Origin of the sequence: Chitinophaga ginsengisegetis (assembly GCF_900168065.1) — a bacterium.
In the GTDB taxonomy this organism is placed as follows: domain Bacteria; phylum Bacteroidota; class Bacteroidia; order Chitinophagales; family Chitinophagaceae; genus Chitinophaga; species Chitinophaga ginsengisegetis.
This window is the reverse complement of sequence record NZ_FUZZ01000001.1, coordinates 2,589,095-2,603,468: the sequence shown is the minus strand read 5'-3', so window position 1 is coordinate 2,603,468 and position 14,374 is coordinate 2,589,095. Positions and strand designations below refer to the sequence as shown.

Annotated in this window: 11 protein-coding genes; 10 read left to right on the top strand and 1 reads right to left on the bottom strand. The window is 45.7% G+C overall.

All coding sequences use genetic code 11. From position 1 onward, the window contains the following. The first annotated feature begins 5 nt into the window (after positions 1 to 5). From B5Z18_RS10225 to B5Z18_RS10185, 10 genes are all read left to right on the top strand, one after another. Positions 6 to 371: a hypothetical protein gene (locus tag B5Z18_RS10225; RefSeq protein WP_079469253.1), complete on the top strand. Its 366-nt coding sequence runs from the start codon at positions 6 to 8 to the stop codon at positions 369 to 371. A gap of 574 nt (positions 372 to 945) precedes the next feature. Next, positions 946 to 2,109, top strand: a complete 1,164-nt coding sequence (locus B5Z18_RS10220; RefSeq protein WP_079469252.1) for a sensor histidine kinase — start codon at positions 946 to 948, stop codon at positions 2,107 to 2,109. Positions 2,110 to 2,116: 7 nt separating this feature from the next. Next, a complete protein-coding gene (locus B5Z18_RS10215) occupies positions 2,117 to 2,869 on the top strand; it encodes a LytR/AlgR family response regulator transcription factor (RefSeq protein WP_079469251.1) in 753 nt (250 codons plus the stop codon). Between the two features lie 132 nt (positions 2,870 to 3,001). Further along, a complete protein-coding gene (locus B5Z18_RS32270; RefSeq protein WP_143313541.1) occupies positions 3,002 to 3,181 on the top strand; it encodes a hypothetical protein in 180 nt (59 codons plus the stop codon). 53 nt (positions 3,182 to 3,234) lie between these two features. After that, positions 3,235 to 3,609, top strand: a complete 375-nt coding sequence (locus B5Z18_RS10210) for a response regulator (RefSeq protein ID WP_079469250.1) — start codon at positions 3,235 to 3,237, stop codon at positions 3,607 to 3,609. Positions 3,610 to 3,695: 86 nt separating this feature from the next. Further along, on the top strand, positions 3,696 to 6,791 hold the full coding sequence (locus B5Z18_RS10205) for a lantibiotic dehydratase (RefSeq protein WP_079469249.1): 3,096 nt from the start codon (positions 3,696 to 3,698) through the stop codon (positions 6,789 to 6,791). A gap of 99 nt (positions 6,792 to 6,890) precedes the next feature. Further along, positions 6,891 to 8,162, top strand: a complete 1,272-nt coding sequence (locus tag B5Z18_RS10200; RefSeq protein ID WP_079469248.1) for a PQQ-dependent sugar dehydrogenase — start codon at positions 6,891 to 6,893, stop codon at positions 8,160 to 8,162. 9 nt (positions 8,163 to 8,171) lie between these two features. Further along, positions 8,172 to 8,585: a c-type cytochrome gene (locus B5Z18_RS10195; protein WP_079469247.1), complete on the top strand. Its 414-nt coding sequence runs from the start codon at positions 8,172 to 8,174 to the stop codon at positions 8,583 to 8,585. A 90-nt stretch (positions 8,586 to 8,675) separates the two neighbouring features. Next, positions 8,676 to 10,484, top strand: coding sequence for an ABC transporter ATP-binding protein (locus B5Z18_RS10190; protein WP_079469246.1), 1,809 nt, complete (start codon positions 8,676 to 8,678; stop codon positions 10,482 to 10,484). 61 nt (positions 10,485 to 10,545) lie between these two features. After that, entirely contained in the window at positions 10,546 to 11,850 is a 1,305-nt protein-coding gene (locus tag B5Z18_RS10185; protein WP_235015902.1) for an HAD-IB family phosphatase, read from the top strand. Between the two features lie 63 nt (positions 11,851 to 11,913). Here the strand turns inward: B5Z18_RS10185 and B5Z18_RS10180 are convergent, their stop codons facing one another. After that, positions 11,914 to 13,998 (bottom strand): LamG domain-containing protein, encoded by a 2,085-nt coding sequence (locus tag B5Z18_RS10180; protein WP_159454260.1) that lies wholly within the window; start codon positions 13,996 to 13,998, stop codon positions 11,914 to 11,916. Positions 13,999 to 14,374: the final 376 nt, after the last annotated feature.

Below are 14,374 nucleotides of genomic sequence, written 5' to 3'. Positions count from 1 at the left end.
ATACGATGAAAAAAGAAATAACTCCACGACCCCTTTTTCTTTCTCTCCTTGCCATCGGCGCGTTCTTTTTGCCCTTCCTCTATGTTTACTGTGTTTCATCGCAGTGGAACCCCTTTGCCATCAACGGGAAAAAATTCCTGGTGTTCTATGGCGGGTGTATTATCATTGGTTACCTCGCTGTATTGTTCCGGCAATATGCCGGTTTTTTCCCTTTTATGAGAGGATTGGTGATAGTGCTACTGGGCGCCGGCGTAGCCCGGATGTGCCAGGGACTTTATCACGGGAAGCCGGTTGGCTACCTGCTCCTGTTATTGATGAGTTTGTTGGTATTATGGCAGTGGGTGCAGTATTTATATAATAAAAAGAGATAGACGGTTGTCTATCTCCTTTAGAGCTGTAAGGGGGAAATTCATAGTGTTTCCATAGAATAGAATAGTATTAGCAGGTAGATGTTCATACCCTCAGCTATAATCTTTTTTTGGAGTTCACGCAGGACAAAATTCGCTAGGTTTTCTGACCAGATTGGTGTAATATTATTAATAAGTTAAATGTCAATCTTTTAAGTGACAATGGTAACAACAATGGATGAAAGTATCTTTTGTGCAGGTTAATGCACGCTTCATCCTTGTTTTTGTAGAATTTGTAACGGCAAAGAGCTTAAGCCAGCGAACATATTCAGGCTTGCATCTCAAAAGTCAGCATTAAATAGCAAGCGATTAAACTTATTAGATGAATTGACTCATAAACGCGATGAAAATGCGGTTGTATCCAACATTGTGTACTTTGAGTGCTGGCAGAAGACATTCATAATGTGTAAGTTATAGACTGAAAAGGGTATTTGTATAATATTAAAAATTTATATGATAAAAGAAAATTCAGATTGGTAAAGTATTTTTATCTTACTTGCTTCCTGCTTAGTGTAAATTTTTTATATTCAGGGATACGATGCTAGCTTTTTTCAGAAGAAAAACCAATGGAGAGCCGCCTGATATCAGCCGGAAACTCATGGAATGGTTTTCATTTTTTTTATCTGATAAGTATTATGGAACAAGAGTCAGGATATGGGCGCATGTGCTCATGTGGGGATGCATGGCAATGTTCTATGCTTTATTATTGAGTGGTACTTTTACTGTTTCCGCCAGCGCCAGTCTTGTATTTGTTATCCGGAATGTGCTGGGCGCCATGTTCTTTTTTTATTTCGTTTTTTATTTTACAATACCGAAGGTTTTACTGAAGGGATACTTTTTTCTTACGATTGTATATTTAATAATACCTTTCCTGTTCTGGTCTGTTATTAATTACCTATGCTCGTTGTATGTACTTATATTTCTGGAGATTACGGATGTTCCGGTGAGGGAATTCCTGGAGCGGGTGGTTAACAGCGGATGGAGGGATACTTTTTCGCCTAATCATTTGCTGAAGATCTTCTTTCCGGTATTGATGACTGTAGCGCCGCCCATGTCGTTGAAACTGATACTGGACATTATCCGCGCTTCCACCCGTACATTGAGGCTGGAGCGGGATAACCTGAACCTGGAGGTTGATTTTCTCCGCTCCCAGCTGAACCCGCATTTCCTGTTTAATACACTGAATAATATCTATTCATTGTCTATCAGGAATGACGCGCTGGCATCGGACCTGATCATGCACCTGTCGGAAATGATGCGGTATACGCTCTATGATTCAAATACAGAAATGGTGCCGCTGGGTCTGGAAGCGGAGTTCCTGAAAAATTATGTAGAACTGGAAAGTGTGCGTTATGGAAAAAATGCCAGTATACATTTCGATTGCGATACAGAGAAGATGGAGGGCTACCAGATAGCGCCATTGCTGATGTTTCCTTTTGTAGAAAATGCTTTTAAATATTCACATAGTACTACAGCAGATAAATGCTGGATCCACGCATCAATGGATGTATCGGATAACCGGCTGAGATTTGAAATTTCGAATAGCAAAGGAGAGCTGCCGGAAGGCAAAAAGATATCCGGGGGGATCGGATTAAGCAACACCCGTAAAAGGCTTATTCTATTATATCCTGATCAACACATTTTATTTATTGAAAATAATCCCGAATATTACAAAGTTGTCTTGACACTAACGTTGAACTAGAAAAAATATGGATCAAGTAATTACCTGCCTTGTAGTGGACGATGAGCCGTTTGCGAGGGATCTGATGGAAAATTACATTGGAAGGGTGCCTTATCTGCAACCTGTAGCCTTTTGCGAAAATGCCTTTGATGCAATCAATGAATTGCAACGGCAGCCTGTGGACCTGCTGTTTTCCGATATCCAGATGCCCAATATTAATGGCATCGAAATGATCCGTTCTCTGAGCAATCCGCCTGTTGTTATTTTTACCACTGCCTCAAGGGACCATGCCATTGCTGGTTTTGAGCTGGATGCCGTGGATTACCTGGTGAAGCCTATTTCGTTCGACAGATTCCTTAAAGCCGTAAACAAAGCGCGGGCACATATCAGTCAGCGCTGGCAGCCCGCAGCCGCAGAAACCATCAAACCCAAAATTCAGAATACCAATCACCTGTTTGTAAAAGATAATAACAAGCTGACAAAAATTCTCTTCGACGATATTTATTATGTGGAAGGGATGAAAGATTATATCAAAATTGTATGCAGGGAAAAAAATATCATTACCTATATGCGCATGAAAGCAATAGAAGATATTTTGCCGCCTGATCAGTTCATGCGTATCCATAAATCGTATATTGTAAGATTGCAGGCTATTAAATCTATCATGGGTAATACCGTGGAAGTCGTTAACGGCCAGTCTGTGATTATTTCCAAAGCCTCCCGGCAAGACCTCAAGCGACTGCTTGGCATTGCCAACTATAACGAGGAGGACGAAGAGTAATTACCGGCATCCATAACCAGGGCTGTTGGTCGAAGAAAAAAGCAATTATGTCTAATAAAATATGATATTTAAGATCATTGGGCGAGATTCGGTCGTTGATTTGTCTATCAGGTCACTTTAAATGCATATTTTATGTCGGAAACTAAATTGTCTGTGAATCGCCGCCCTGTGTTAATTTTAGAAAAAGAAATTGTTTCAAAAGCTGATATAAGTACAATAGAAAACATAAGGGCATCCAGTTATGATGGAGCAGCAACAATACCTTCAAGTATTCCCACTACTCCTACTACTTTGACAGGTTTATTTCGCTAGGTCTTTAACAAATTTGATTATTATTCCTAATTGATTAACCCCTTTGGTAAGAAATGCAATACAGATGTGCCATAGTAGATGACGAGCCTCTGGCATTAGATATACTGGAAAGCTATATCCAAAGAACATCCTATCTGAAACTTGTAAAAAAAGCATCAGAGCTGGACACCGTGGAAAGCCTGATTGCTGAGAGAAAAGTGGACGTCGTTTTTTTGGATGTTAACCTAAGAGGCAATACAAGAGATATTATAGCGAAGTTTCTTAAAAAGGACTGCGTTTTTATTCTTGTTACTGCTTATTCCAGTCGCGAGGTCCAACATCTTTGCCAGGAAGAACGGCAGGGTTACCTGGGTAAACCTGCCAGTTATAAGAAATTTGTAGATGAAATGGAACGGGTTATTCCAGGTGTCAAAATAGCCGTCACCTGAGATCCTGAAAAAACATTTTTATCTTTATCAAGCATACAGAGCCGGAAGGCGTAGCTTTCCTACTAAAGTAAGTATGCCAGCTATCTATGTCCGTGCTGCGCACCTGCGATTTCTTTTTACTGAGAATGCCACTATTGTCATATGAGGAAGTGTTACAATTGCATTGTAACACCCGCAGTGATCAGCCTTCCTTTGTATCAGCCCTCCGGGAAATATATACCCATCCGTTATTACAGGAGGCCGTTTTCCTGGCCAGCCCCGCGCTTCATGCAGAAATGATGAAGTGGCTGCCATCCACCGATACTTCCCTGAAACTGCCGTTGGCGCTTTACCGTTACCTCCTGAGAATGAGCACCCGCTGCACTCCATACGGCTTATTTGCCGGTTGCAGTACCGGCTACATTCATACAGGCCCTACCCGGTTACCAGCCCCTGCCATACATCAGCACCAACCCGTAGCCCGGCTGGACATGGGGTACCTGTCTGAACTGATAAGCGAACTGGCACAATGGCCCGAAATAAGCAGGCAACTGCTTTATTTTCCCAATAGCAGTTTATATCATTCCGGTAACGCCTCCCGCTATTTTGAATACCAGCTGCGCGATAAAAAAAGGCATTACTTCCTCAGCGCCTTCCCGCAGAATGAATATATGGAAGCCCTGCTCGCAGCCGCCGGCAAAGGCGCCAGCATCGCCGGACTCACCGGTGTACTCACCAACCTGGACATACCGGCGGAGGAAGCCCGCACTTTTATTGAAACACTGATCCGGAGCCAGATCCTAGTTGTAGGATTATCCCCCGAAATTACCGGGAGTAATAACCTGGATGCCCTGATCCGCGAACTGCTGGCATTACATCCCGCGCCCGCCTGTGTTCCTGCTTTGCAACAGGTGCAGCAGCTTTTGGAGCACCCGGCTAAAGGAGTAAACCGCTACCAGGAAGTTAAGGATATCCTGGCATCGCATTTCCCGGCTATTAATGCCAAAGAGCCGGTACAGGTGGATCTTTTTTTTGAGTCTGGCCCCCGCCTGTCCGCATCTGTTACCGGTACCCTGTTACAGCGACTGGAACGCCTGCTGGTATTCAGCACTTCCGGCGATGGTGGGGACCTGCAGCGTTTTAAAGAACAGTTCCTTCAAAAATATGATCAGCGCGAAATACCACTGATGATGGCGCTGGACAGCGAATCAGGGATAGGCTACGGCGTGGTATCCGGTGAAGATGCAAGTTATACGCCGCTGATAGATGACCTCGTGATGCCGGCCGGCAAAAAGAACGGTACCATTCACTGGAACGCCCAAACGAAGTTTGTACTGAAGCACTTGCTCGCTTCAAAAGCAGCAGGCACGAATGTCATTTCCCTGGCAGATGCCGACCTGGATGAGCTGGCCACCGGCATGGATAATCCTGGAATGCCTCCGGCGCTTTGTCTCATGGGCTCGCTGATGGCCACTTCAGCCGCTGCAATGGATAATGGCGACTTTAAGTTTTTGCTGAAAACATGCCACGGACCCAATGCCCTCGCCCTGCTGGGCCGCTTTGCCGCCGGGAACAGGGTACTGGAAAACCTCTTACGCGATTTTACCAAACAGGAACAGTTACTGGAGAAAGATAAAATACTGGCAGAAATTATTCATTTGCCGGAAGGCCGCACCGGAAACGTATTACTACGGCCATCCCTATACGATTATGAAATACCATTCCTGGGAAAAAGCAGCCTGCCGGAAGCATTCCAGTTACCGGTGAGCGACCTGCTGGTGAGTGTGCGCAACAACAGGGTAGTGTTGCGTTCGCAACGATGGGGAAAAGAAGTACTGCCCCGGCTGACCAGCGCCCATAACTTCAGCCGTGGCTTATCGACCTATAAATTCCTGTGCGACCTGCAACAGCAGCACGCACTGTCTGTAGAATGGAACTGGGGGATTTTACAGGAAGAACCGTTTCTGCCCAGGGTGGTATATCACGAGGTGATCCTGGCACGGGCCCGGTGGTACCTGACCAGTGCGGCTTTTGCCTCACTCATGGAAACCCATTCTGCAGATGAGGCATTGCTGCTGCTAAAAGAGCAACGTCAGCTGCCGGGGCATGTGGTGTTATCGGAAGGGGATAACGACCTGTTAATAGATTTCTCCAGTGCCTTTGGCCGTATGCTGTTGATGGATAAACTGAAGAAAGGAAATGTAGTATTACAGGAGTGTTTGTTTAATGAAACCACCCGCTTATCGGCAAACGAACAGGGCGCTTTTTGCAATGAAATTATTATACCGCTGCGTAATACAGCATGGCAGCCATCCCCTGCATTGCCTGCCACGCAGGTGCCGGCTGGTTTGCAACGCAGCTTTGCCCCCGGCAACGAATGGATGTATATAAAAATATACTGTGGTCCCAAATGGATGGATAAGCTGTTGCTGAAGGTATTGCTGCCCCTCACCGTGAGATTGCAGTCGTCGCAGGTAACAGACCGCTGGTTCTTCACCCGGTACCAGGATCCGGATCATCATATCCGCATCCGCTTTCACCTGCCTCAATACCGGGAGCACAGCGCCGCCGTAATACAGGAGATAGATGCATTACTGTTTCCTTATCTTAACAGTGATATTGTACAGAAGATACAGCTGGATACTTATGTGCGGGAGCTGGAGCGGTACGGGCCGGCGCTGATGGAACAAAGCGAGGCTTTCTTTTTTCACGACAGTGAAGCGGTGTTGAGGCTGTTACTTACCATAAGCGGCGCAGAAAACGAGGAACGCTGGCTGCTGGCGCTAAAAGGAGCAGATGAATTATTAAACGGTTTCGGCTATACGCCGCTGATGAAATTGAAATTGTTGCAGCAATTGCAACAACAGTACTTTGCAGAGCATCATGGAGATGCCTCCCTGCTGCGGCAATTGAACAATAAATACCGGGAGCACCACAGGCAGGTTACGGATGTACTGTCTGATAACGTGAACGATTATACGTTACCGGATGGCGCGCGCGAAATACTTGCGGCGCGGGCGGCTGCGTGGAAGGACATCATCCTGGAACTCCGGACCAAACAACCGGCAGCCGTAACAGAATTGCCACCGCATTACCTCCACATGTTCCTGAACAGGATGTTTACGGCCAACGCCCGTTTGCATGAGCTGGTGATTTATCATTACCTGGTGAAGTATTACACTTCCCTGGTAGCCCGGAGCTGATGCCATTCATCCATAAATTACCAATTCCATAAAAAGCCTTATTATTTTTACACGGTAAGTTTACATATCCCCTCATCAATCATTGTAAATAAAGAAAATATGAAAACAAGAGTAGTTCTCCTGGGATATTTGTCCATGATGACGCTGTTATCTGTTCAATGCCTGGCCAATAACGGCGACAGCAGCGCTGTTCGGCGTACAGTGGCAGATCCCGGCAATGCAGGGTTGAAACTGCCCGCAGGATTCAAGGCACAGGCAATAGCGGAAAACCTGGGCGCAGCCCGCCACATAGCGGTCACTCCGCTGGGGGATGTCTATGTAAAAATCCAGACTTCAAAACCAGGAAAAGCAATTGCGGTTATACATGGCAATGACGTAAAAACCTTTGGCACTTACCGCGGTACCGGCATGGTGATCAAAGGGAAATACCTGTATACTTCCTCTGATGAGGACGTATACCGTTATGCCCTGAACGATAAATTTGAAGTGATCAACCCCGAACAACCGGAAAAAATTGTAACGGGATTGATTAACCGCCACCAGCACGAAGCCAAAGCCTTAACGCTGGACAACGACGGGAATATTTACGTGAACATCGGCGCCTACTCCAATTCCTGCCAGGTACAGGACCGCGCAAAAGGTTCCAAAGGCATGGAAGGCTGTCCTATCCGCGATTCGGCGGCAGGCATCTGGCAATTCCGCGCAGATAAGCAGAACCAGACCTATGGCGATGGCAGCCGCTACGCTACCGGTCTGCGTAACGTGGTGGGGCTCGACTGGAATACAACAGATAACCAGTTATTTGTAATGCAACACGGAAGAGACGGACTGTTTGACATGTTCCCGGAATATTACAACCTGCAGCAAGGCAACGAACTACCCGCTGAGTGTATGTATGCTTTGAAGAAAGGAGATGATGCCGGCTGGCCCTATATTTATTACGACGGCCAACAGCAAAAGAAAATACTGTCGCCCGAATATGGTGGCGACGGAAAGAAAACCGGTGGTGAAAACGCCATTGATCCGGTAGTGGCATTTCCTGCGCACATGGCGCCAAACGGTTTGTTGTTCTATACCGGCAGCCAGTTTCCAGCGAAATATAAGAATGGCGCTTTTGTGGCTTTTCATGGTTCCTGGAACCGTCAGAAAGGACAGAAGGGTTATTTCGTAGCATTTGTACCGTTTAAAGATGGGAAACCATCCGGTAAATGGGAAGTTTTTGCAGATGATTTTGCCGGTGTACCGGACATCCAATCGCCAGGCCAGGCAAAGCACCGCCCCTGTGGACTGGCACAGGGTCCCGATGGTTCCCTGTATGTAACAGATGATGTAAAAGGAACGGTTTATAAGATTACCTACAGTGGTAAATAATGATATTGTATGAAGAGGATCATTTTAACAGGTGTTGCATTCAGTGCAGTGCTTTCTTTTTTATCTGCGCAGACAAAAAAGCCCGGCGCCAATCCTGCGATGGCCCGCGGCAAAAAGGTATATGAGCAATATTGTCTTACCTGCCACCAGGTAGATGGCAGTGGCGTACCACATTTAAATCCGCCGCTGATTAAAACTACTTTTGTGCTGGGTGATAAACCCACATTGGTACAGGTGATATTAAAAGGCATGCAGTCGTCTGTTCCGATAGATGACGAGTATTATTCCAATAATATGCCGCCGCATAATTTTCTGAAAGACCAGGAAATAGCGGATGTACTGACTTATGTGAGAAATAATTTCGGTAACAAGGCCAGTGCGGTTACTGCTGCGGAAGTAAAAGCCATCAGGGCAAAAAATTAATCCGTAACGGAAAATGAGAGGCCGGGTCAAACGTTGATCCGGCCTCTCTTCATTTTGGTACATGTTACCCGTTTGTCGTAATTTTAAAATATGAAGGTTCTCTGGAACTATTTGAAGCCGCACAAGTGGCTGGTCATTTTATCTTTATTACTGGCCGGCGTCAGCCAGGTGCTGGTAATGACAGACCCGTTGATTTTCGGTAAAATCATCGATGACTACGCCGGTAAGGTAAACAGTATACCCGAAAAGCAACTGGTGAACGGGGTGTTGTTCTGGCTGGGCGTTGCAGTGGTAATTGCTTTGCTGGCACGGCTGGCAAAATCTTTCCAGGAATATTTTCTTCGCCTGGTAGTGCAGAAATTCGGGATGCAGGTATTCAACGATGGGCTCAAACAAACACTCCGGCTGTCGTTTGAGGAATATGAAGAGCAGCGGAGCGGAGAAACACTTGCCGTACTGCAAAAGGTAAGAACAGATACAGAACGTTTTATTACGGCTTTTATCAACATCCTCTTTACTTCCCTGGTGGGTATGGGATTCCTGATCTGGTACGCCATTACCAAACACTGGGCGCTGATACCCGTATTTGTGGTAGGGATTATTTTCCTGGGTGGACTCACCGGCTTGCTCAGCAAGAAAATGAAAACCGTGCAGCGGGCCATTAACCGCGAAACGTTGCAGCTCTCCGGCGCCATTACAGAATCATTGCGGAATATAGAACTGGTAAAAAGCCTGGGCTTAACCTTCCCGGAAATAAGGCGGCTGAAAACCTTTACCAAAGAGATCTTTGACCTGGAAATGGAAAAGACCAGGCAGGTAAGAACCTTATCTTTCTTACAGGGTACTACACTTAATATTTTAAAGCAGAGCATCCTGTTTATCCTGCTGTGGCTGATCTTCCGGAATATACTCACCACCGGTGAGCTGATCACCATGCAGTTTATTACCACGGCTATTTTTGTTCCGTTGCAGGATCTGGGGAATATTATTATCCAGTACCGGGAAGCAGAAGCCTCGTTGCAATTGTTTCATAAACTCATGCAACGCCCGGTGGAAGAGCGTCCGGAAGAACCGGTGGAAATCGGCGACCTGCAGCAGATGCGTTTTGAGGATGTGGTGTTCAGGCATAAAACCGCTGCCATCAATGCCATCGACCACATATCATTTGCCGTGGAAACCGGCGATACCATTGCATTTGTGGGGCCATCCGGCTCCGGTAAATCAACCCTGGTGAAATTGCTGGTGGGACTGTATAAACCGGTAGAAGGAGAAATATACTTCAATGATGTGCCTTCCGGCGATATCCGGTATAATGCGCTGAGAAGACAGATTGGCTTTGTAACGCAGGACACACAGCTGTTTGCAGGTACCATCAGGGAAAACCTGTTGTTTGTGAAATCCGACGCCACCGATGAGGAAGTGATTGAAGCATTGGAGAAAGCTTCCTGTACCGCCCTGCTGGCACGTTCCGGCAAAGGCATTTATGCCCGGCTGGGCGAAGGCGGCGTAAAATTATCGGGCGGGGAAAAGCAACGCATCTCTATTGCCCGTGCATTGATCCGTCATCCCCGTTTGCTGATCTTTGATGAGGCTACTTCCGCACTGGATTCTATTACTGAAGAAGCCATTACCGATACCGTAAGAAGTATTTCCGCCCGCAGGGAACAGATCACCATACTCATTGCGCACCGGTTATCGACCATTATGCATGCCGACCGGATCATTGTGCTGGAAAAAGGAAAGATCGCGGAAACCGGCACACATGAGGAGCTGGTGGAACATAAGGGGTTGTACTATGCCATGTGGCGCCAGCAGATAGGAGAACGGAGAACAGCTGAATTATCTGTAGAAAAGAAGGCGCCGGAAGAGGACGAAGACCCGGAATGGGACGCTTTATAATGCCGGCTTAAATTCCCCGAATTACAAGATTGTCTGTTAAATCCTATTTAAACTTATATTTTTGTGCTCCAAATTTGATCGTTTCGTGGGCAAAAAATACTATATAATCGACTTTGACAGCACTTTCACGCAGGTGGAGGCATTGGATGAACTGGCGCGCATATCCCTGCGGGACCATCCGGACAGGGAACAGATCTATAAAAAAATTGAAGATCTGACAAACCTCGCTATGGAAGGAAAGCTTTCTTTCAGGGAAAGTCTGGCTGCCAGGGTGCAGTTGCTGGAAGCCAATAAGCACCACCTGAAGCTGTTGGTGAAGCATCTGAAAAAGCTGGTGTCTACTTCTTTCTCCAGAAATAAAAACTTTTTTAAACATCATGCAGAAGATGTATTAATTGTTTCCGGTGGATTTAAAGAGTTTATCACACCGGTGGTGCTGCCGTTTCATATCAAAAAAGAAAATATTTATGCCAACACCTTTTTGTTTAACGACGAAGGGAAGATAGTAGGCTATGATGCGGCAAATCCTCTTTCCAATGAAGGCGGTAAAGTGAAATTGCTGCATGAACTGCAGCTCCAGGGCGAAATTCATGGTATTGGCGATGGCTATTCCGACTTTCAGCTGAAGGAGTCCGGGATGATCAAGAAGTTTTACGCCTTTACAGAAAATATCGAGCGTAAATCCGTTACAGAAAAAGCAGATCATATTACTCCGAGCCTCGATGAGTTTCTGTATGTGAATAACCTGCCTTCCGCCATCTCCTATCCAAAGAACCGCATCCTTTGCCAGGTAGCGGGCGATGTACCGGAAGCAGCAGTAAAATACCTGAAGAAAGATGGCTTTACCATTAAGCACGCCGGAACAGACGATAAACAGTTATCGGCTGCCGGAATACTGTTGATGGGAGAAGGAGAAAAGATCAGCGCGGAACAACTGAAAAAGGTGACTAAACTGAAAGTGATCGGTTACCTGGGGAATAGTAAAAAACATATCCCGCAGGAACTTTGCACAGAAATGGGGATCGTGATTTTCGATAATATCCGCAAGCCGGAATCCGTGGCGAAAAGAATTGCTAAGTTTATCAACAATGGCGACTCCTTTAAAAGCAGCAACTTCCCCAACATCCAATTGCCGGAAGTAAATAATGCGCACCGCTTTATCCACATTCACCGCAACGTTCCGGGCGTGATGGCAAAAGTAAACCAGGTGCTGGCGGATCATCGTATTAATATTGTTTCACAATTTCTGATGACGAACACCGCGATCGGTTATGTGATTACAGATACCAGCAGTGAATACGATAAAAAGATATTGAAAGAACTGAAGAAGATTAAAGATACTATCAGCTTCCGGGTGTTGTATTGAGGAAGTTGTGTTGTTATATAAAGAGGCTGTATCAAATTACTTTTGATACAGCCTCTTCTTGTTTTAACCCTGTGCTGCTTTCTCCGCCAATTTTCCACAGTTACCGTTATATTCCAGTGAAAGCTTCGTCAACTGTGCAGCCCATACAATAAACTTCGCCAGTATTTCTGCTGCTACTATGCCGGTTGCCAACGTAAAAGCTCTTGTAAGGATAGCAGTCAGGCCAAACCAACCCGCCGAGACTATAAGGAATTTTAAAATGGGCCATAAAACCTTTTCACGATGCATTTCTGTTATAATACCCAACCCGGAAGCAACGGAGATGGTAGTGCCGACCAAAGCGGTGATTTTTGCCAACAGCTTTGCATTCCTGACAACAAGATTGAAAATTTTAGTGGGAATCTGGTTGTAGGGCGAGAAAACCGGAAGCGGAAGGAATATGCCCAAAAATTTAACGGAGATGGCGAAGGTAAAAGTTATCCACCAGATAGTACAGTCAGTTACTTCTCCTATTGGACGGTCATAAATAAGTGTGTCTCCACGAAGGTCGTGGTATATGATCTTTGTTCTTCCATTTTCATCTGTTCTTGTATAAACTTTCCGGAGATTTTCATTCTCTGAGAGCATTTCTTCTGCCTGTGCATATGCTTTTTCAAATACTTCCCGGAAAGCATTTTGTTTTTCTTCATCCAGCTTCCAGAAGCTTACCAGGTCTGTAAATGTTTTTTCCTTATGAACAGCGGAGGATAGTTCAGGCTGAACAGCAGGTTTTATGACTGTTGGAAGAGGAAGGGGTTTTTCTTCCACATTGTTAAAGTAGCTGGAATTGATAGGCATAGAAACACCCAGCTGGGCTTTTCTGTCTGCCAGCTCAAGGGTAGTTGTTGCCATCATGTTGGCGGCATCGCCCAATAGTTGAACAGTATGGCCCATTGAATCCATCGGTGGAGTAGTGGTGAAATCGAAGTTGGCTACCAGTCTTGGATCGGTAATCACATCATTCAGTATCCATTGGCGTAGTTCTGCCTGATCCAGGCAATCTTTCCATAAACGAACGTTTTGAAAGTAACCGGTGAAGCCAATTCCGCCTAATATCAATCTTCCCTGGGCAACATTCGCTACACCGCCGGGAAAATATTCAGCTGTTTGCAGGTTCCCGTTTACGTAGAGGCTCATCATTTTTGTATCGCCGTTATAGGAAACGGCAAAATGATAGAAACGTCCTTCCGTGATTTGTTCCTTGGAATAGATGGCTTGTCCATCTGAATTCCGTTTTGCAATGATGCGCTGGTTGAGTTTATCGTACTGGATATAGTATTGCCAATGCAAATCTTTTTCAAAGGCTACGAGTACCGCCAAATCCGCTGTGGAGGAGGGGTTGAACCAGCCCTCAATGGTATATGGGTGATAGCCACCGAAATTATAATCCGGATAGACACCGCAATCAATAGCGCCATTTTCTGTTACCCCTACCGAAGGGATACTGTAAACATAACTGGGTGGAGGCGTACTGTAGGAGATCTCAATAGCATTACCGGAACGGTCTTCAGTTGGCATTTCCGTGAAGTCTGTCCATAAAACGAGATCAGTTGTTCTTGCCGGGGGTGGAATAATAGCCAGTGCATCTTCCACGATTTCAAAAACGCTGCGGGCCGATTTCCAAATGGCTACACGTGCCATTTGTCCATTGAAGAATTTCTGGTACCCGGTTGAGGTCTGGGTTTTTCCAACGCCGATATAGGTATGAAGCGGTATGGCCTGGTAAGGAACTCCCTGTACGGCGGTACTACCTGCTTCCACTCCATCCTGGTATAGCGTGATCAATTGCCTGTCACTATCAAAAGTAACTGCCACCTGGTGCCATTCCTGTAGTGATAGCAGCGTTGTAGATGTTACATGGAACCACTTTTGGTTATTATTCAGTGCCTCGAAATAAAGGTACCCGTCGGAAATGGAGAAGTTGAAGTAAACGCCGGTACCCATTGATGCATTGCAAAGAATGGTCCCTGTTGGTGTTGTTGAAAGGATCGTTGCTTCGAAAGTAAACGACTTCATGTTGTTAAGGAGGCCGGATGGGAAATGAGCATACGAAGTTCCATTGAATTGAAGCGCGCTATATCCCCAGCGCATTGTTAATCCGAGATTCATAAGTGTATTTTTTGGTCCTACTCTGTTATGGTTTTTCGGTTCCACCCCCTGCTTATTGTCAAGCCTGGCCGACCTGTTTTTTTCTGTGCTGGCAGCTGCACATTCTTCTTCACAAAAGTCTATTGATCTGCCGGCCTGGATAAGAGTGTAAATGAGTGTTTCTGAAAACGGGTATAAATACCTGTTTAGGGATATATAGCGGGTATTTATATCTGCCTGGTGCGCCATGTGCTAAAACGTTTTTTCCGTATCGCGTAAACCTTTTTCCCGAATCCGTAACCTTGCCCGGTGTATCGTAATTAATTTTGCGCCTGAATTTCTAAACAGAATTAACCGACCTATATGTTTTCATTTATCAACCGGATAACGGTGTACT

Excerpts from the sequence above, each read along its gene's own strand:
- B5Z18_RS10225 (WP_079469253.1), top strand. The coding sequence starts at position 6 with ATGAAAAAAGAAATAACTCCACGACCCCTTTTTCTTTCTCTCCTTGCC.
- B5Z18_RS10220 (WP_079469252.1), top strand. The coding sequence starts at position 946 with ATGCTAGCTTTTTTCAGAAGAAAAACCAATGGAGAGCCGCCTGATATC.
- B5Z18_RS10215 (WP_079469251.1), top strand. The coding sequence starts at position 2,117 with ATGGATCAAGTAATTACCTGCCTTGTAGTGGACGATGAGCCGTTTGCG.
- B5Z18_RS32270 (WP_143313541.1), top strand. The coding sequence starts at position 3,002 with ATGTCGGAAACTAAATTGTCTGTGAATCGCCGCCCTGTGTTAATTTTA.
- B5Z18_RS10210 (WP_079469250.1), top strand. The coding sequence starts at position 3,235 with ATGCAATACAGATGTGCCATAGTAGATGACGAGCCTCTGGCATTAGAT.
- B5Z18_RS10205 (WP_079469249.1), top strand. The coding sequence starts at position 3,696 with ATGTCCGTGCTGCGCACCTGCGATTTCTTTTTACTGAGAATGCCACTA.
- B5Z18_RS10200 (WP_079469248.1), top strand. The coding sequence starts at position 6,891 with ATGAAAACAAGAGTAGTTCTCCTGGGATATTTGTCCATGATGACGCTG.
- B5Z18_RS10195 (WP_079469247.1), top strand. The coding sequence starts at position 8,172 with ATGAAGAGGATCATTTTAACAGGTGTTGCATTCAGTGCAGTGCTTTCT.
- B5Z18_RS10190 (WP_079469246.1), top strand. The coding sequence starts at position 8,676 with ATGAAGGTTCTCTGGAACTATTTGAAGCCGCACAAGTGGCTGGTCATT.
- B5Z18_RS10180 (WP_159454260.1), bottom strand. The coding sequence starts at position 13,998 with ATGAATCTCGGATTAACAATGCGCTGGGGATATAGCGCGCTTCAATTC.